General features: G+C 62.0%; 18 protein-coding genes and 1 tRNA gene. 14 read left to right on the top strand and 5 right to left on the bottom strand.

The annotated features are described in order from the left end of the window. Nucleotides 1-29: 29 nt before the first annotated feature. Nucleotides 30-917 (bottom strand): acetylglutamate kinase, encoded by an 888-nt coding sequence (gene argB / locus ATY76_RS21165; protein WP_088676966.1) that lies wholly within the window; start codon nt 915-917, stop codon nt 30-32. A gap of 143 nt (nt 918-1,060) precedes the next feature. Here argB and ATY76_RS21170 point away from each other — a divergent pair, with 143 nt between their 5' ends. From ATY76_RS21170 to ATY76_RS21180, 3 genes are all read left to right on the top strand, one after another. Then, nucleotides 1,061-1,600 carry a sigma-70 family RNA polymerase sigma factor gene (locus ATY76_RS21170; RefSeq protein ID WP_088676666.1) on the top strand — a complete coding sequence of 180 codons (540 nt, stop codon included), beginning with the start codon at nt 1,061-1,063 and terminating at the stop codon, nt 1,598-1,600. Further along, the gene (locus tag ATY76_RS21175; protein WP_088676667.1) at nt 1,597-2,316 is read left to right on the top strand and encodes an anti-sigma factor; all 720 of its coding nucleotides are present in this window, start codon (nt 1,597-1,599) and stop codon (nt 2,314-2,316) included. Before ATY76_RS21170 ends, ATY76_RS21175 begins: the two co-directional genes overlap by 4 nt. 108 nt (nt 2,317-2,424) lie before the next feature. After that, nucleotides 2,425-2,982, top strand: coding sequence for a fasciclin domain-containing protein (locus ATY76_RS21180; RefSeq protein ID WP_088676668.1), 558 nt, complete (start codon nt 2,425-2,427; stop codon nt 2,980-2,982). 199 nt (nt 2,983-3,181) lie between these two features. On the opposite strand, the gene yihA is transcribed toward ATY76_RS21180, so the two are convergent. The 4 genes from yihA to rpmH form a co-directional block, all read right to left on the bottom strand. After that, nucleotides 3,182-3,835, bottom strand: coding sequence for a ribosome biogenesis GTP-binding protein YihA/YsxC (gene yihA, locus ATY76_RS21185; protein WP_088676669.1), 654 nt, complete (start codon nt 3,833-3,835; stop codon nt 3,182-3,184). Between the two features lie 153 nt (nt 3,836-3,988). Next, a complete protein-coding gene (yidC, locus tag ATY76_RS21190) occupies nt 3,989-5,782 on the bottom strand; it encodes a membrane protein insertase YidC (RefSeq protein WP_088676670.1) in 1,794 nt (597 codons plus the stop codon). Next, complete coding sequence (rnpA, locus tag ATY76_RS21195) at nt 5,782-6,183, bottom strand: ribonuclease P protein component (protein WP_088676671.1); 402 nt, start codon at nt 6,181-6,183, stop codon at nt 5,782-5,784. Before rnpA ends, yidC begins: the two co-directional genes overlap by 1 nt. Before the next feature lie 21 nt (nt 6,184-6,204). After that, nucleotides 6,205-6,339 (bottom strand): 50S ribosomal protein L34, encoded by a 135-nt coding sequence (gene rpmH, locus ATY76_RS21200; protein WP_008524438.1) that lies wholly within the window; start codon nt 6,337-6,339, stop codon nt 6,205-6,207. A gap of 429 nt (nt 6,340-6,768) precedes the next feature. On the opposite strand from rpmH, the gene ATY76_RS21205 reads away from it, so the two are divergent. The 11 genes from ATY76_RS21205 (at nt 6,769) to ATY76_RS21260 (ending at nt 18,346) form a co-directional block, all read left to right on the top strand. Continuing rightward, entirely contained in the window at nt 6,769-8,763 is a 1,995-nt protein-coding gene (locus ATY76_RS21205; protein WP_088676672.1) for a methyl-accepting chemotaxis protein, read from the top strand. A 263-nt stretch (nt 8,764-9,026) separates the two neighbouring features. Beyond that, complete coding sequence (locus ATY76_RS21210; RefSeq protein WP_088676673.1) at nt 9,027-10,547, top strand: HAMP domain-containing sensor histidine kinase; 1,521 nt, start codon at nt 9,027-9,029, stop codon at nt 10,545-10,547. Between the two features lie 123 nt (nt 10,548-10,670). Beyond that, nucleotides 10,671-10,747, top strand: a tRNA-Arg gene (locus ATY76_RS21215). Between the two features lie 133 nt (nt 10,748-10,880). Further along, on the top strand, nt 10,881-11,201 hold the full coding sequence (locus ATY76_RS21220) for a hypothetical protein (protein WP_088676674.1): 321 nt from the start codon (nt 10,881-10,883) through the stop codon (nt 11,199-11,201). 190 nt (nt 11,202-11,391) lie between these two features. Next, entirely contained in the window at nt 11,392-11,763 is a 372-nt protein-coding gene (locus ATY76_RS21225) for a cell surface protein (protein WP_088676675.1), read from the top strand. A gap of 154 nt (nt 11,764-11,917) precedes the next feature. Then, nucleotides 11,918-12,223 carry a hypothetical protein gene (locus ATY76_RS21230; protein ID WP_088676676.1) on the top strand — a complete coding sequence of 102 codons (306 nt, stop codon included), beginning with the start codon at nt 11,918-11,920 and terminating at the stop codon, nt 12,221-12,223. A gap of 548 nt (nt 12,224-12,771) precedes the next feature. Further along, a complete protein-coding gene (locus ATY76_RS21240; RefSeq protein ID WP_088676678.1) occupies nt 12,772-13,440 on the top strand; it encodes a methyltransferase domain-containing protein in 669 nt (222 codons plus the stop codon). A gap of 21 nt (nt 13,441-13,461) precedes the next feature. Then, nucleotides 13,462-14,097, top strand: coding sequence for a TetR family transcriptional regulator (locus tag ATY76_RS21245; RefSeq protein ID WP_088676679.1), 636 nt, complete (start codon nt 13,462-13,464; stop codon nt 14,095-14,097). A gap of 229 nt (nt 14,098-14,326) precedes the next feature. Beyond that, nucleotides 14,327-15,208: an aldo/keto reductase gene (locus ATY76_RS21250; RefSeq protein ID WP_088676680.1), complete on the top strand. Its 882-nt coding sequence runs from the start codon at nt 14,327-14,329 to the stop codon at nt 15,206-15,208. 428 nt (nt 15,209-15,636) lie between these two features. Continuing rightward, nucleotides 15,637-16,914 (top strand): alpha/beta hydrolase, encoded by a 1,278-nt coding sequence (locus ATY76_RS21255; protein ID WP_088676681.1) that lies wholly within the window; start codon nt 15,637-15,639, stop codon nt 16,912-16,914. A gap of 181 nt (nt 16,915-17,095) precedes the next feature. Next, nucleotides 17,096-18,346, top strand: coding sequence for an FAD-dependent oxidoreductase (locus ATY76_RS21260; protein WP_088676682.1), 1,251 nt, complete (start codon nt 17,096-17,098; stop codon nt 18,344-18,346). Nucleotides 18,347-18,378: the final 32 nt, after the last annotated feature.

Genomic DNA, 18,378 nt, shown 5'->3' on the forward strand with positions numbered 1-18,378 from the left:
CTTCGCACTGGGGAAGGGCGCAGCCTCAATCAGGGAACGATCAGCGTGCCGATGCCGTGCTCAGTGAAGATTTCGAGCAGGACGGAATGGGCCGTCTTGCCGTTCAAGATGACGACGCCCTGCACGCCGGCCTTGATCGCGTCGATGCAGGTCTCGACCTTCGGGATCATGCCGCCGGAGATCGTGCCATCGGCGATCAGCGCATGGGCTTCGGCGACGGAGAGTTCCTTGATCAGCTGGCCGTTCTTGTCGAGCACGCCGGGCACATCCGTCAGGAACAGCAGGCGGGTGGCGTTCAGCGCACCGGCAATGGCGCCGGCGAAGGTATCGGCGTTGATATTGTAGGTCGCGCCGTCGCGGCCCGGCGCCACGGGCGCGATGACGGGGATCATCTCGGAGCGGGCGAGCAGATCGAGCAGCGTGCGGTCGACCTCGACCACTTCGCCGACGAAGCCGAGATCGAGGACGCGCTCGATGTTCGAATCCGGATCCTTGACGGTCTTGCGCGCCTTTTCGGCGAAGACCATGTTGCCGTCCTTGCCGCAAAGGCCGATCGCCCATTCGCCGGTCTGGTTGATGAGCGCGACGATCTCCTTGTTGATCGAGCCGGCGAGCACCATCTCGACGATCTCGACCGTCTTCTGGTCGGTGACGCGCAGTCCGCCTTCGAATTTCGATTCGATGCCCATCTTATTCAGCATGGCGCCGATCTGTGGGCCGCCGCCATGAACGACGATCGGGTTGACGCCCGATTGCTTGAGCAGCGCGATGTCGCTGGCAAAGGCCTTGCCGAGCTCCGGATTGCCCATGGCGTGGCCGCCATACTTCACGACGATCGTCTTGTTCTCATAACGCTGCATGAAGGGCAGCGCCTGGGCGAGAAGACGTGCCTGGATTTCGCTTTCGGACTCGTTCATGGGAACCCCGCAGAATTGATCGCGGCCTTTTATCGCAAGTTTCTGACAGAGGGAATAATCCAGCACGCAATAGTTTTTCGTATGTGGCACGGAGCCGGCGGACTTTTCCGTCCGATGCGGCGCAGCCACGATATGAGGAACGCATGCAAGGCGATGAGATCAAAGACCTGATCGGACGCGTCGCGCTCGGCGATCGCAAGGCCTTCGTTGCCATCTATAACCAGACGGCGCCGAAACTTTTCTCGATCTGCCTGCGTATCTTGAAGGATCGCACGGAGGCCGAAGAAGCCCTGCAGGAGGTCTATATCAGCATCTGGCAGCGTGCCCGGAGCTTCTCCGCGGCCTCGGGAGCGCCGTCGGCCTGGCTGGCGGCGATTGCACGCAATCGCGCGATCGACCTGATGCGGGCGCGCAAGCCGATCGCCGACGAACTGGACAGCGCCTACGATCTTGCCGATGCCGGCCCCGACCCGGAAATGCAGACAGTGACGAAGGATGAAGGAAGGCGGATTGACACCTGCATGGAAGAGTTGGAAGCTGATCGGGCGGTCGCGGTGAAACGGGCTTATGTCGAAGGGCTGAGCTATCAGGAACTGGCCGATCAGTTTGGTGTGCCGCTGAACACGATGCGGACCTGGCTCAGACGCAGCCTCTTGAAACTGAGAGAGTGCATGGAACGATGACATCGCCCGACAAAAGCAAGGGAAACCGCTCCCGCGACGAGGTCCTCGCCGGCGAATACGTGCTTGGCGTTTTGTCGCTTCAGGATCGCCGGGTGGTGGAAGAGCGCATGCGCCACGACCGGACCTTCGCTGCGATCGTCAGCCGCTGGGAAACCAACCTCTCCGCCTTCAACGACGAATATGAGGGCGTCGCTCCGAGCCGCGAGACCTTCAAGCAGATCGAGGCTCGGTTATTCGGCGACGGCGAAAAGCCCCCATCCTTCTCGCAAGGGCTCTGGAATTCCGCCGTCTTCTGGCGCTCGCTGGCCTTTGCTTGCATCGTCGTCGCCGTCAGCGCCGTCATCTTCGCCTCAGGCGTCGTGCCGCAGCCGCAGGGGCCGACACCGCTGGTGGCCGAGCTTTCGGGCCAAAACAACGCCATCAATCTTCGCGCCTCCTACGAGATCCAGAGCGGCACGCTGAAGATCGTGCCGGTCGCCGCTGGCAAGCCGGAGGAAAAATCGCTGGAACTCTGGCTCGTGCCGGGCAGCGGCATGCCCAAATCCCTCGGCGTCTTCCAGCAGGGCGAAAGCGGAGAGCTGGTCATTCCAGCCGATCTGCGCGCTCAGATAGCCGATGGCGCCAAACTTGCCGTCAGCCTCGAACCTTTCGGCGGCTCTCCGACGGGACAGGCGACCGGCCCTGTCGTTGCAAGCGGCACCGTGCGGCGTCCGTAATACATCTTCTTTGGTGAAACTCTTCGGCGCGGTCTTCCGTAGTTCGAAATGTCCGGACGACGCTCAGGCATCAAGCCGGCGGACGTGCTCCGGCCTGAGGAGAAAATCATGACCAAGTCTGCATTGCGCGCTGTTGCGCTCGCCACCGCCATGTCGGCCGCAGCCTTCGCTGCCCACGCGAAAAATCCAGAGGTCGGCGGGGCCGCGATGTTCGAGAACAAGAACATCGTCGAGAACGCCATGAATTCCAAGGATCACACGACGCTGGTCGCAGCCGTCAAGGCGGCCGGTCTCGTCGGCACGCTCGAAGGCAAGGGTCCCTTCACCGTCTTCGCACCGACCAACGAGGCCTTCGCCGCCCTGCCGGATGGCACCGTCGAGACGCTGCTGAAGCCGGAAAACAAGGAGAAGCTGACCAAGGTGCTGACCTGCCACGTGGTCGCGGCCGACGCGATGTCCAAGGCGGTCGCCAAGATGATCAAGGACGATGGCGGCGAACACGACATCAAGACGGTCGGCGGCTGCGTGCTGAAGGCCAGGGAAAGCATGGGCAAGATCACGCTGACCGATGAAAACGGCGATGTCGCCCATGTGACGATCGCCGACGTCAAGCAGTCGAACGGCGTCATCCATGTCGTTGACAAGGTGCTGCTGCCGAAGACCTAAAGCCCGCCCTTGTTGGCAGAGCAGGGTCTTCCCTTGGCGCGGATGGCCGCCCCTCACCCTAACCCTCTCCCCGTTAAAACGGGGCGAGGGGACGTGCCCCGCGAGGAGTTAAAGGGGAACGGAAAGGTCGCGGCATGTTCCTTCGCCCCGCGGGCGGGGAGAAGGTGGCGGCAGCCGGAGGAGGGGCAGGAGGCGATCTCTACTTCCAGTTTGCGATGCCGACGGTTTCGGCGATCGCCTGGCGCAGATCGTCCAGCCCGTCACCTTTTTCCGAAGACGTGGACAGCACGGCGGGATAGGCGGCGGGGCGCTTGCGGATCTTTTCCGCCGTCTCGGCGATGAGTTTCGGGACGGCCGGCGCCTTGATCTTGTCGGTCTTGGTGAGGACGACCTGGTAGGAAACGGCGGCCTTGTCGAGCAGGGTCAGCACGTCCTCGTCGTTCTTCTTGATGCCGTGGCGGCTGTCGATCAGCACATAGACGCGTTTCAGCGTCGCGCGGCCGCGCAGGTAATCGAAGACCAGCTTGGTCCATTTGTCGACCTGCTCCTTCGGCGCCTGCGCATAGCCATAGCCCGGCATGTCGACGATCGCCATCGGCGGCAGGTCCTCGCCTTCGCCGGAATAACCGTCCGGAACGAAATAATTGAGTTCCTGTGTGCGCCCCGGCGTGTTGGACGTGCGCGCAAGGCCCTTCTGCCCGACCAGCGCATTGATCAGCGACGATTTGCCGACATTCGAGCGGCCGGCAAAGGCCACTTCCAGCGGCCCTTCCGGCGGCAGGAAATTGAGCGACGGTACGCCGCGGATGAAGATCCAGGGATGGCCGAAGAGCGGCTTTTCGGTGTCGGGCATGCGGGCTCAGCAACCTCCGGGTTGGGTCTCTTGTCGGGCTTCGTGGTTTTGTAGGCAGATGTCAAGCTTCAGAGGCGCCGCGCACGGGCATGCCTTGCCTCTCTCGCGACGGCTGGAAACGAAAAGCCCCGCCGAAGCGGGGCTTGACGCGCGTTATTTCGATGAGGCCGCTTTTCGTCGGAAGATGCCCTTCAGATTGTCGAAGAGTTCGATCTTGACGCCGTGACGCTTCATGATCAGCGATTGCTGCAGCACCGAGAGCGTGTTGTTCCAAGCCCAGTAGATGACGAGGCCGGCCGGGAAGCTTGCCAGCATGAAGGTGAACACCAGCGGCATCCAGTTGAAGATCATCGCCTGCGTCGGATCGGGCGGGGTCGGGTTCATGCGCATCTGCACGAACATGGTGATGCCCATGATCAGCGGCCAGACACCGAGATGCAACAGTGTCGGTGCTTCGAAGGGCAGCAGGCCGAACAGATTGACGATCGTCGTCGGATCGGGCGCCGAAAGATCCTGGATCCAGCCGAAGAACGGCGCATGCCGCATCTCGATGGTGATGTAGATCACCTTGTAGAGCGAGAAGAAGATCGGGATCTGCAGCGCCACCGGCCAGCAGCCGGCGATCGGGTTGATCTTCTCTTCCTTGTAGAGCTGCATCATCGCCTGCTGCAGCCCCATGCGGTCGTCGCCGAACTTGGCCTTCAGCTCTTCCATCTTCGGCTGCACGCGCTTCATGTTCGCCATCGAGGCATATTGCTTGCTGGCGAGCGGGAAGAACAACAGCTTGACGACGATGGTCGTGCACAGGATCGCCACGCCGAAATTGCCGAAGAAGCGGAAGAAGAAGTCCATCATCGTGAACATCGGCTTGGTGATGAAATAGAACCATCCCCAGTCGATCAGGCGGTCGAATTTCGGGATCGAATAGGAAGCTTCATAGCCGTCGATGACGGGCACTTCCTTGGCGCCGGCGAAGACGAGGTTTTTGAGCTCGACCGACTGGCCCGGCGCAACGGTGAAGGCATCGTCCTTGTAGTCGGCCTGATAGCGCGGCTGGCCGTCGGCAAAATGCGAGAAGCGCGCTTCATAGGCCGACGTCTGCGGCGGAACGATCGTCGCCGCCCAGTATTTGTCGGTGATGCCGAGCCAGCCGCCGGTGGACTTGGCCGGCTGCACCGGTTCTTTTTCGACGGCGCTGTATTTGGTTTCGATCAGGCCATCGTCGCCGATGACGCCGATGAAGCCTTCATGCAGAACGTAGACCGAGGGGGTCGTCGGCTTGTTGTAACGCGTCACGCGGCCGTAGGAGGAAAGCGAGGCGGGTGCCTGGCCGGCATTCTCGATCTTGTCGGTGACGCTGAACATATAGCGGTCGTCGACTTTGATCGTCCGGGTAAAGGTCAGGCCCTTGTCATTGGTATAGGAGAGCGTCACCGGCGTCTTTTCGGTGAGCTTCGCGCCCTCGGGAACCGTCCAGAGGGTCGTGGGACCCGGAACGGCGCCGGTCGCGTCGCTGCCGATATAGCCGAGTTCGGTGAAATAGCCGTCCTTGCTTTCCGCCGGGCTGAACAGCGTGATGATCGGGCTCGAGTCGTCGACGGTCTCGTGATAGCCCTTGAGCTTCAGGTCGTCGAGGCGGGCGCCGGCAAGGTTGATCGAGCCGGAAAGGGCGGGCGTATCGATGGCAACGCGCGGGGTTTTTGCGAGCGCCTGCTCGAGCGTCGCCGTCGCGGCCGCCTGGCCGGAAGGTGCCGAACCGCTCGTCTGGGCAGGTGCCTGGCCGCCTGCCGCTGGCTGCTGCACCTGCTCGGTCTGCTGCTGCGCCTTCTGGGCTTCCTGCGTCTTGCGCTGGGCCTCGATACGCGGATTCATGTAGAGAAACTGCCAGCCGAGGACGATCAGCACCGAGAGAGCGATCGCAATGAAGTAATTGCGGTTGTTTTCCATCATACGTTCCTGGGGCGCCCGTCTCCGGAGCGCCGGTGTTTCGGCCTGGTTTCCACGCGGGATTTCAGTTCCGCAGTCAATTCTTTGAAGGACGCCTCAAGCACGTCCCTGCGCGCGACAACCACATAGTCGTGTCCGGGCTGCATTGCAAACCCCGCATGAAGCCGCACCGCCTCTTTCAGGCGTCGCCGCATGCGGTTCCGTTCGACCGCGTTGCCATGTTTTTTGGTGACTGTGAAACCGACGCGGGCTTGGCTGTCGGGTTCCCTCCGGTCGAGGACTTCGAGGAGGAAGAGGCCGCCGCGGCGTTTTTCGCCTTCGCGCACGGCAAGAAACTGCGGGCGGCTTTTCAGCCGCCCGACAGTGTGTTTTTGTTCTTTGGTCGTCAATTCGCCCGCCATCTCTTCTCGGGCAACTCGGCCTTAGGCCGAGAGACGCTTGCGGCCCTGCGCGCGGCGGGCAGCGATGACCTTGCGGCCACCCTTCGTGGACATGCGCGCACGGAAGCCGTGGCGACGCTTGCGGACAAGCTTGGATGGTTGGTAGGTACGCTTCATTTATTTAAACACCGCGGAGTGCGGCCCTTCTTGAATTTGCATGATGCAAGGAGCGTTGTTTTTCGAACGGGCGGGCCAAGAAAGGCCTGAATGACCGGACGTGCGGCGGCTTATACCGATGAAGCCCGGGAAAGTCAATTATACCGGACGAATTCCAATCGGCACTTGGTTCGACTGTGATTTTTCGCACTGCGGTGTTAAGAAATAGCGATTGCGCTAGGCGGTTGCAGTATTGTTGCATCCTCAAGTTTATTTCCCGCCGATACGCCATTTTATAGCGAAAGCACATCTCGGTGACTGCTCAAACCCATAGAATTTCATTGGCGCAATCGTAAACATTGAACACAACTTTAATCAATTTCGCCGATGTTGAGCCCATCGGCTGGAGATTTGCTTTCCAGGGCCGTGTGGTAGTTAGGGAGCATTGCATTGAAGATCCGCGGCAAAATTAACCTGCTGGTTTCCGTGATGGGCGCGGTCGCGCTTCTGATCGGCGCAACGGCACTGTCCGCCATGCGCGAATATAACCGCAATCTCACAGCCTATGAGCATGCTGCCGCTCGTGCCTATGCCGGTGAACGCCTCAACCGTTTCGTCACGGCTGTGGTCATGGAATCGCGCGGCATTTATGCCGCCAAGGATATCAAGGATACGCCGAACTTCGCCAAGGGCCTGATGGCCGGCCTCGACGAGATCGACAAGGTCATTGCTGGCTGGGCGCCGCTCGTCCCCGAGGGCGAGAAGGAAACCTTTGCCAAGCTCGTCGCGAGATCCGCGGAATTCCGTACGTTCCGTACGGAAACGGCCCGCCTCGGCACCGAAGTCGGCCCCGAGGCCGCCAGCCAGCAGGGCAACAATGAGGCCAACCGCGCCAACCGCAAGGCCTTCCAGGCCGAAATCGACGCGGTCGTCGCCATCGACAAGACCGCGCTCCAGGCCGTCAACGACGAGATCGAGAGCTTCCGCACCTGGATCCTCATGCTCGTCCTCAGCATCACCGGCATCGGCATCGCGATCGGCGTCGGCATGGGCTTTTATATCGGCACCAGCCATCTGAGCCGCCCGATCAAGCGCGTCACCCACGCGATCAAGGAGGTCGCCGACGGCAATTTCGACGCCGAGGTTCCCTTTGCCGGCCGCAAGGACGAAATCGGCGAAATGGCCGCAGCGGTCGCCGTCTTCAAGGAGAACGGTCTTGCCGTCAAGCGCCTGAACGCGCAGGAAGTGGCCATGCGCGCCAAGAGCGACGACCTGCAGTCGTCCATGTCGGTCGTCGTCGCTGCGGCTGCGGCGGGCGATTTCAGCCACCGCATCACCAAGGATTATGAGGACGACAACCTCAACCGGTTCGCCGGCAACATCAACACGCTGCTGTCGAGCGTCGATGCCGGCGTCGGCGAGACCCGCCGCGTCATCGCCAGCCTTGCCGAAGGCGACCTCACCCAGACGATGAACGGCAGCTTCCAGGGCGCCTTCGCCGAGCTGCAGCAGAACGTCAACAATACCTTCGCGACGCTGCAGGCGACGATGCGCGAAGTGCGCGAGACGACGGAAGCGATGAACGGCAACACCGCCGAGCTGCGCAATGCGAGCGACGACCTCTCGAAGCGCACCGAGCAGCAGGCAGCCGCCCTCGAACAGACGTCGGCAGCGCTCGATCAGATCACCGCCGTCGTCCAGAACTCCACTGAGCGGGCGCATGAAGCCACCGTCATGGTCTCTGAAGCCAAGGACAAGTCAGGCGCTTCCGGCGTCGTCGTGCGCAACGCCGTCGAGGCCATGGGCCGTATCGAGCAGGCCTCGCGTGAGATCAGCCAGATCATCAATGTCATCGACGAGATCGCCTTCCAGACCAATTTGCTGGCGCTGAACGCCGGCGTCGAGGCAGCGCGTGCCGGCGAGGCCGGAAAGGGCTTTGCGGTCGTCGCCCAGGAAGTGCGCGAACTCGCCCAGCGTTCGGCGACCGCCGCCAAGGACATCAAGGCGCTGATCACCAAGTCGGGCGACGAAGTGCAGGTCGGCGTCAAGCTCGTCCAGGCGACCGGCGAGGCGCTGGCGGAAATCGGCACCCGGGTCATCGCCATCAACGACCATATCCATTCGATCGCCACGGCTGCGACCGAGCAGTCGACCGGCCTCAAGGAGGTCAATACCGCCGTCAACCAGATGGATCAGGTCACGCAGCAGAACGCTGCGATGGTGGAGGAGACATCCGCCGCCACCCATAGGCTCTCGGCCGAAGCCAACGGGCTGGTGCACCTCATTGCGCGCTTCAAGCTTTCGAATGCAGCCGCACCGGTTGCGCTTGCCCGCACCGAGGCGCACAAGCCTGTCGCCTCGCCCGCCCGGCGGGCGGTTGCCAAAGTCGCCCGCGCCTTCGGCGGCAGTGCGGCCGCCGCCGAACAGAGTTGGGAAGAATTCTGATCTTTCCCAAGAATGCGCTTTCGAACGCCGCCTCCGGGCGGCGTTTTTGTGACGACTTGACGCTGCTCGCAAAGATTTGAAAGCGGAGCCTATTGGTCTAATATAGAGCTCCAGAGCATGATGCCGAAAAGTGTAAGCGGTTTTCGGACGGCATCATGCTCTAACAGACAAGCGAGAACAGGATTGATTTTAGGCCGGCCAAGTCTGAAACCAATCCTGTTCTCGCGGTGAGGGCGGCCGCGCCGCCGATCGGGCGAGAGAAAATGCCGGTGCAAGACCAGGGCAACAATCCTTCGGCGGAAATCCCGGCGGCCGGCGAGGCTGCCAAGGGCCGCTGCCCGTCTGCCGGCCTGTTCGGCGGCCTGTCCGGCAAGCTGCTCTGGCTCACTGTCTTCTTCATCATGCTTGCTGAAATCCTCATCTTCTTTCCCTCGGTGGCCAGCATGCGCCTGCGCTGGCTGCAGGACCGGCTGAACACGGCCGCCGCCGCCGCCATCGTCATCGATGGGCTGCAGCCGATCGAGCTGCCGCGCGCCCTGCAGAAGGAGACGCTGGAAGCGACGGGCACCAAGGCGATCGTGCTGCGCAAGGACGGCACCTCGCGGCTGCTGGCGACGACCGATATGCCAACCTCCGTCGACGAAGCCTACGACCTCACCGACGTGCCGCCGCTGACGGCGATACGCGACGCGCTCGATACCTTGGTCTTCGGCGGCAACAGGATGATCCGTGTCTATGGCCCCGTCGGCGAAACCAGCACCGGCGTCGAGGTTGTCATGAAGGACAAACTGCTGCGCCGGGCAATGTTCGCCTACTCTCGCAACGTTCTCCTGCTCTCGGTGCTGATCTCGCTCTTCACGGCGACGCTGATCTTCTTTGCGATCAACCGCATCCTCATCGGCCCCATCCGCCGGCTGACCGGCAGCATGCAGCAATTCTCCTCGGATCCGGATAATCCGGCCCATATCTATATCGGCGACGGCGGCCGCGACGAGCTGGCAGTCGCCGGCCGCAACCTGACCTCGATGCAGATGGAGCTGCAGAAGACGCTGAAGCAGCAGAAGAACCTCGCGGCGCTCGGGCTCGCCGTTTCCAAGATCAATCACGACATGCGCAATATCCTGGCATCCGCGCAGCTGATGTCGGACCGGCTGGTCGATGTCGACGATCCGATGGTCAAGAGCTTCGCGCCGAAGCTCTTGCGCACCATCGATCGCGCCGTCGGTTACACGACCGAGGTCCTGTCTTACGGTAAGGCGAGCGAATCGGCGCCGCGCCGCCGCCATGTCCGCCTTCTGGATCTGACCCAGGACGTCAAGGACATGCTGGCGATCGAGCCGCAGAGCGGCATCGAATTCGTCGAGCAGATCGGCGTCGATCTCGAGGTCGATGCCGATGGCGAGCAGCTTTTCCGCGTCATCCACAATCTCTGCCGCAACGCGCTGCAGGCGCTGACGTCGCCGGGCGAGGGCGGACCGGGCTCGGTCCGGCGCATCACCGTCGCCGCCCAGCGCGTCGGCAGTGTCGTCAGCATCACCGTTGATGATACCGGCCCCGGCATGCCGCTGAAGGCGCGCCAGAACCTCTTTGCCGCCTTCCGCGGCTCGGCCCGCTCCGGCGGAACCGGCCTCGGCCTTACCATCGCCCGCGAACTGGTGCTCGCCCATGGAGGCACGATCGCGCTTGTCGAAAAGCCGACGGTCGGCACGCAGTTCCGCATCGAGATCCCCGATCGCCCGGTTTCCCTGGAGGATTACCGCAGCCGGGCGCACTTCGAAAAGTGACATGATTTCTGAAGGCGCGGCCGCTGGCGGACAAAGACGCGATTTTTTTCGAAATGCTCTTGCAATGTCCGAAAGGACCCTTTAGAGGATCGCCCACGCAAGCGGCTCCGCCGCATTTTGCACGCACCCGTAGCTCAGCTGGATAGAGCACCAGACTACGAATCTGGGGGTCAGGAGTTCGAATCTCTTCGGGTGCGCCATTCTTCTTCCCAGTCTGATTTACCAAGCTCTCGCGAGTTCTCCCGCGCAAGCCCGCTCAGCCTAGTTTCGCGCAACCTTCCGCATGTATGTGCAAAGTGATGAACTGCGAGGCGCTTTCGGCCGGAGGAATGCATGGTGGTGGGAATTTTTCGGGCTCTGGGCGTCGCGGCGATGATGACGGCTCTTGCAGGCTGCATCGACCGTGCCAACGAGCCCGTGCTCCTGGCCATCGGCGTGCCGGTCAATCCGCCCGGCGTGGCGCACAGCATTTGCATGACCGACGGCAATGCCATGTACGGCGAGGCGAAGAGGCAATATGAGCTGCGTGCGCAGCTGACCGGCTATGCTCAGGCTGACGCGCTGGAAGCGGAAACGATCGCGCGCGCCGCCGCGCACAGGCAATATGTGGCCTGCATCTCGGGCCAGGGATACCGGACATTGTACGCGAATTGAGAATAGAGAATTCGCGTTTCCTTTCCGGCACGGTTTGACCCACGCTGCCGATCGCGACTTTTCACGTTTTTAGGCGATAAAATCACGCCGGATCGCCTGCAATCACGAGTTTTGGAAACTGTGCGTGAGCGCGGAACTCCTGATGGCGGGAGGGCATTTTTCCGGGATAAATCCAGAAGGAGGATTTATCATGAAGATGTTCAATCTCGTTCCCTCCACCGTCGCGCTCGGCGCGCTTCTCGCCCTTGCGTCGTTTCCCCCAGCTCAGGCGGCACCAGCGCAGACGGTTTGGCCGTCTGGCGTCTCCTATGTAAAAACGATGCAATTCAAGCCACATGCCGGCACCTGGCACGGCTATCAAGGCTTCCGCACCGAGCACCCCGGCACCCGCCGCCGCTCCGACGGCTATTGGTATCCGCTTGCCGCATTCGGCGTCGAGGCCGGCGCCACGGGCTCCATCATCCGTCAGCCGGTGAACAGGCCGGCGCCGGCGCCAATGTGCAACCCTACGTTTTCGGGATCGATCGGTCCCGGCAGCATGCCCTGCGATAACGGCTATTGAGCCGGCAAATGAAAGAGGCGGCGACGAGCCGCCTTTTTCATCGCCGAAGCGCCGCTCACATGTTTGTGACCTCCCTTGCGGCTCCGTGGAATGTGACAGATCCGCTCCCTAACTCGTCGGCGTAAATTCGCTACATCCTCCCAAGGAGACGACAATGACCACTATCTTCAAGAGCGGCCTGGCGGCTGTTGCCTTTGGCGCGATCCTCGGCCTTTCGGCTTTCTCGGCCGGCGCGGCCCCCTTTCAGTCGAGTGCTGTCGAGCAGCCTGCCGTCGAGCGTCCGGCGGCCCGGGCCGAGACCAGGACACAGCATGACAGAAGCACGACGGGTTCGATCGGCCAGCGCGCTTCGGAAGCCACGGGCTCGTCCATGCCTTACATGATGAACCCGAGGAAGCCGCTGAACATGGATTGCAGGCTCGGCTTCAACCCGACGAGCAGCTCCAGCTGCAACTACTGAGGACGCCCCGGCCTTCGCGAAAGGCGGCCTCAGGGCCGTCTTTTTCACTCGGTTTGGGCTGGGAACTCGGTGTCTAGGCGAACACCCGTCAGCCGTTCCGAAACATCAGACCGCTTCTCACGCCCGGTCGGAGCGATCTTTGCGAGTTTCGGCAAGCCCTTCATTTCATAAAAGCCGTACGGACCGCATATGACGCCGCCCTCCGCCTCGGCTGCGGTCGCCGCGAACAATGTCGGAAGCGCACGGCGGTCCAGCTGGGTTGGTCCGGTATCTGATCAGTGGTCCAGCTGCTCATCCGGGTTTTCCTGTTCGAACCTGCCCGTGAGTGCTCCGATTGATGACCGCTCGGTCGCCCATCTAAAAGGCCTGATAATGTAATATTGCGCTAAATGCAAAGATGCAATAGATATAAAAATACATTGATTGCTTTCGGGGGCAGTCGTGGAAAAGGTGAGCGCGAAGGGCTTGTGGCGTTTGCCTTGGAATTGCCATGCTCGCCGCGATGGTCGCATTTCATAGTCAATCGAATTTCAGACAGGTGGGATATCATGATCGCAAAAACTGCATGCTCCGATTTCCTGCATTTTTTCCGCTCCTGGATCAGCAATCCTCTTCGCGTCGCCGCCATCGCACCGTCGGGCGATTCTCTTGCCAGGATCATGACGAGTGAAATTGCCGCGCTGGACGGGCCGATCATCGAGCTCGGCCCCGGCACGGGCGTTTTCACCCGCGCGCTTCTGGGGCGCGGCGTGAGCGAAGCCGATCTGACGCTGATCGAGTACGGTCCGGAATTCATCGCGGCGCTGCAGGCTCGTTTTCCGGAAGCGCGTGTCCTGCAGATGGACGCGGCCCATCTCGCCCAGTCCGATATCTTCGAGGGCGAACCGGTCGGCGCTGTGATCAGCGGCCTGCCGCTGCTCTCCATGTCGCCACGCAAGATCGCCTCGATCCTTGCCGGCGCCTTCACCTATATGCGGCCGGGCGGAGCCGTCTATCAGTTTACCTATGGCCCGCGCTGCCCGGTGCCGAGGCCAATTCTCGATCGCCTCGGCCTGAAGGCGGTGCGCATCGGCGGCACGGTACGGAATCTGCCGCCGGCCTCCGTCTACAGAATTTCGCGCCGCAAACCGCTGGAACTCTCGCGTGAGCGCTTCAGATATCGTGGCAGCGAAGCCGAGATCGAGGATATCGCTGCCTTTTCCGACCAAACGGGCTGAACAGAATGATGCCGGGCAGGAATGGCTGAGAGCAAGCGGACGCAATCGACGGAAGGCAGGCGGGAACGCAAGCGGCGGCAGACGCGCGAGCGCATCGAGCAGGCTGCGATGAGCCTCTTTCTGGAGCGCGGCTTCGACGTCACGACGATCGAGGACATTACCGAGGCGGCGGATATCTCCAAGCGCAGCTTCTTCGATTATTTCCCATCCAAGGAAGACGTCGTTTTCGCCTGGCAGGATTCCTTCGCCGATCGCCTGACGGCCGCCGTTGCGGCAAGGCCGGCGGAAGAGCCCTCCGTCAAGGCGGTGGAGGCGGCGATCATGGCGACCCTTGTCGCTTCCGCCGACGAGAGGGGCATGGCGCTGCATGAACTCATTCGGGGCACGCCGGCCTTGAAGGCCCGCGACCAATTGAAATACGCCAAGCTCGAACAGAAGCTCGCCGAGGCGCTACTCCAGCGCAAGGGAAACGATGCGGCTGAAGGTCCCCGCATGCGCATCCTTGCGGCGATCGTCATCGGCGCGATGCGCGTTGGTGGTGAACTCTGGCAGCAGCGTCCGGGCGCCTCTCTGCAAGATTTTGCAGAGGAGACTTTCGCCGAACTCTGGAAGACGCTGGCGGAATTCGGCGACGAGGTGAAAAGCCGGCGCTCTTGAGGCCTCACATCGCAGGCAATTTTCAGACCCGTCACTGTTATCCGGCTTGGCGCCTTCCTATATGCTCAGGCGTCGCAGCGGCCACATTTCTTCCTATCACCTCGATCGGCGGGTCATCGCCATGCCGGGCTTCGCCATCGATCCAGCGAAATTTCGAATTCGAAAAGCATTTGCCGCTTCCGACGGTTCTACCGATTTTGAATGATTTTTGACCAGGAGAGGAACGACCATGTCCAGTCATAACGCAGCCAAGTCAGGCACCTTCAAGATCGGCGGCGATATCGAGATCAATCGTCTCGGTTTCGGCGCCATGCGCGTCACCGGCAAGGGTATCTGGGGCAAGCCGGACGATCACGACGAGTCCATCCGCACGCTGAAGCGCCTGCCGGATCTCGGCGTCAACTTCATCGATACGGCCGATTCTTATGGTCCGGATGTTTCGGAGTGGCTGATCAAGGAGGCGCTGCATCCCTATGGCGGCAAATCCATCATTGCCACCAAGGGCGGCCTCACCCGCCACGGCCCCGATATCTGGCTGCCGGTCGGCCGGCCCGAATATCTGATCCAGCAGGCGCATAAGAGCCTGCGCAATCTTGGGCTCGAGCAGATCGACCTCTGGCAACTCCACCGCATCGACCCGAAAGTTCCCGCCAGGGAGCAATTCGACGCGATCAAATCGCTGCTTGATGCCGGTCTCATCCGCCATGCGGGTCTGAGCGAAGTCTCCGTCGCCGATATCGAGGCCGCATCGAAGCACTTCAAGGTCGCAACCGTCCAGAACCGCTACAATCTCGTCGACCGCACCAGCGAGGATGTCCTCGACTACTGCGCCAAGCACAATATCGGCTTCATCCCCTGGTATCCGCTGGCGGCGGGCGACCTCGCCAAGCCGGGCTCGCTGCTCGATACGATCGCCAGGAAGTACGGCGCTGCGCCGAGCCAGATCGCGCTCGCTTGGGTGCTGAAGCGCAGCCCGGTGATGCTGCCGATCCCCGGCACCTCCAAGGTCAAGCATCTCGAGGAAAACGTCGCGGCCGTGGATATCGCGCTCTCGGATGAAGAATTTTCGGCTCTGGACGCCGAAGGCAAAAAGCTCTTCAAGGCCGCATGACGGGCGCCACAAGAATAAAACGGTCGCGCCACGCGTGCGGCCGTTCGCCGGTGCATTTTTCGGCACAATTTTGACCATCTGGTCAAACATGCTGTAAAATGAGGCGGTCACCTGTTATTTTCACGGCAAGCCTTGCATTCGGCGCATTGCTGCATTGCGGTAATTTCGCTATTCCCGATCAAATGAATGGGGTACTTATATCTCCGTAAGCAGCGCACTCCTCCTCCCAGCGCTCTTACATCGGACTGACAACACTCCTCCTCCCAGTTGTCAGTCAGGATCAAGAGCCTGGCGCACCTCCTCCCGCGCCAGGCTCTTTTCTTTTTCCGCTCAGACTTTCCATCTCGTCTGGTTTGACTCGATAAGCGCCGTCGGACTATTTGAACGGGCGCCGCCTGTCCGGTGCGCGCACCGGTTGGAGTTTGATCATGATCGGCAAATGGCGCGTCTCCCATGCAACCATGGCAGGCCTTCTGGCGGCAGCGCTTGTGCTCGCCGGCTGCGGCGGCAGGCCGGTCGGTGTCATGCAGGCGGCCGGTACAGTGCCGCCGGGTACGTCGAAGGTCGATCTGCTGGTGGCGACGACGCGTGCGGCGGACGATAATCCCGCCGTGCTCTTCTCCGGCGAACGCGGCACCGGGCTTGCTGTCAACGCCGTCGATGTCTCCATCCCGCCGGATGCCAACCGCAAGGTCGGCCAGGTGCAGTGGCCAAAACGCTTGCCGGCCGACCCCTTACGCGATTTCGTCACCGTGTCCGTCGATCCGCTGGAAAGCGAGCGGGCGGGCGAGACCTGGCTGAAGACGCATATGCCGAAAAGCCGGCGCGTGCTGGTCTTCGTGCACGGCTTCAACAATCGCTATGAGGATGCCGTCTACCGCTTCGCCCAGATCGTCCACGATTCGCATGCCGACGTTGCCCCCGTCGTCTTCACCTGGCCGTCGCGCGCGAGCATCTTCGATTACAACTACGACAAGGAAAGCACCAACTACTCGCGTGACGCGCTGGAGGAGCTGCTGACCCGCACCGCCGCCAATCCCGCCGTCGGCGACATCACCGTCATGGCCCATTCGATGGGCACGTGGCTGACCGTCGAGGCGCTCCGGCAGATGGCGATCCGCAACGGCCACGTCGCCGGCAAGATCAACAATGTCATCCTCGCCTCGCCGGATCTCGATGTCGACGTCTTCGGCCGCCAGTTCGCAAGCCTCGGCAAGGACAAGCCGCATTTCACCATCTTCGTCTCGCAGGACGATCGGGCGCTGGCCCTATCGCGCCGCATCTCCGGCAATATCGATCGCCTCGGCCAGATCGATCCCTCGGCCGAGCCTTACCGCAGCAAGCTCGAGGCGGCCGGCATCACCGTGCTCGACCTCACCAAGCTCAAGGGCGGCGACCGGCTGAACCATGGCAAGTTCGCCGAAAGCCCCGAGGTGGTGAAGCTGATCGGCGATCGGCTGATCGCCGGCCAGACCATCACCGATTCCAATGTCGGCCTCGGCGAGGCCGTGGGCGCGGTGGCGATGGGCGCTGCCCAGACCGCCGGAAGCGCGGTCGGCGTCGCCGTCAGCACGCCGATCGCCATCTTCGATCCGCGCACCCGGCGCAACTACGATGCCCAGCTGAAGCGCCTCGGCCAATCGATGAACAATACCGTCGGTTCGGTCGGCGACAGCGTCGGTGCGGGTCTGCCCGAAAGCCAGTGAAAATCCCACAGAGCAATTCCAGCAAAAGTGCACTGCGGTTTTGCGTTCGGAATTGCGTGAAAACAAAGAGATAGAGAATTTCCGTGCTTCGGAGAAAACGGAAATTCTCTAGGCATCGCCGCCGATGTGATATATCAGAGTCGCTGCGGCAATCCTGTCTGCCGTGCGGTGGGTTGATGACATGGCGGATGAGACGAAGAAAAGGGTGGCCGTCGTCGGCGCCGGCGTGATCGGCGCGTCGATCGCTTTCGAACTGCAGCGGCGTGGCCTTCAGGTGACGCTGATCGACAAAGGCGAGCCGGGGCGCGGCACGTCTTTCGGCAATATGGCGAGCATCGCGCTCGACTTCGCCGCCGGTTCCGGCCCTTCGACCTGGAAGAAGCTTCCCGGCTGGCTCATCGATCCCGAAGGCCCGGTCTGGCTGCGGCCCTCCTATGCGGCAAAGATGCTGCCCTGGTTCCTGCGCTTCCTCGCCGCCGGCCGGCCCTCGCGCCTGAGAGAGATCGAGGATGCCGGCATGAGCCTGTCGCATCGGGCGCTCGGCGATTTCAGGGAGATGCTGCAGGCGATCGGCGCCCCCGAATTGATGACGGAGGAGGGGTGCCTGGCGATTTACGAGACGGAGGCGGAGTTTGCCGCCGATCGCGCCCATCTCGCCCTGATGCAGCGCTACGGGCTCGAATTCGAGGTCTTGAGCAATGGCGCCATCCAATATTACGAGCCGTCACTTTCGCCTGTCATCGCCAAGGCCGTGTTGCTCCCCGACAACAAGTCGATCCGCGATCCCTACAAGCTCGTCGTGAAGCTCGCCGATGCGGCGTTGGCCGCCGGCGCGTCCTTCCTCTCGGGCGCCGTCAGGAACATCGAGCGCAGGGGTGACGGCACCGTTATCGTCCTCCTCGAGGATGGCAGCCGCATCGAAGTCGAATCCGTGGTGCTGGCCGCCGGCATCCACACCCGTTTCCTTGCCGCAAAGCTTGGCGAGCCGATCCCGCTCGAAACCGAGCGCGGCTATCACACGCAGATCATGAAGCCCGGCATATCCATGCGCTATTCGGTGATCTGGCCGCATCGCGCCTTCATGGTGACGCCGACGGCGGGCGGCATCCGCGTCGGCGGCAATGTCGAACTCGCCGGTCTCGATGCCGCTCCGGATTTCCGCCGTCCGCGGGTGCTGGTGCGCCACGCCCAGCGCGCGCTTCCCGGCCTGAAGGTGGAGGAGGCGACGGAATGGATGGGCCATCGCCCGGCGCTGCCCGATACGATCCCGATCATTTCGCCGTCCTCGAAGATGCCGGGCGTCTTCTATGCGACCGGCCACGGCCATCTCGGTCTGACCTATGCCGCAACGACAGCGCGGATGATCGGCGATATGGTGAGCGGCGTGAAGCCGTCGGTTCATGCGGCCCCGTTCCGTATAGACCGGTACTGATTGAGAACGATCCGCATTGACGGGTGAACTGG

It is taken from the genome of Rhizobium sp. R339, from assembly GCF_002211395.1.
Classification (GTDB): Bacteria; Pseudomonadota; Alphaproteobacteria; order Rhizobiales; family Rhizobiaceae; genus Rhizobium.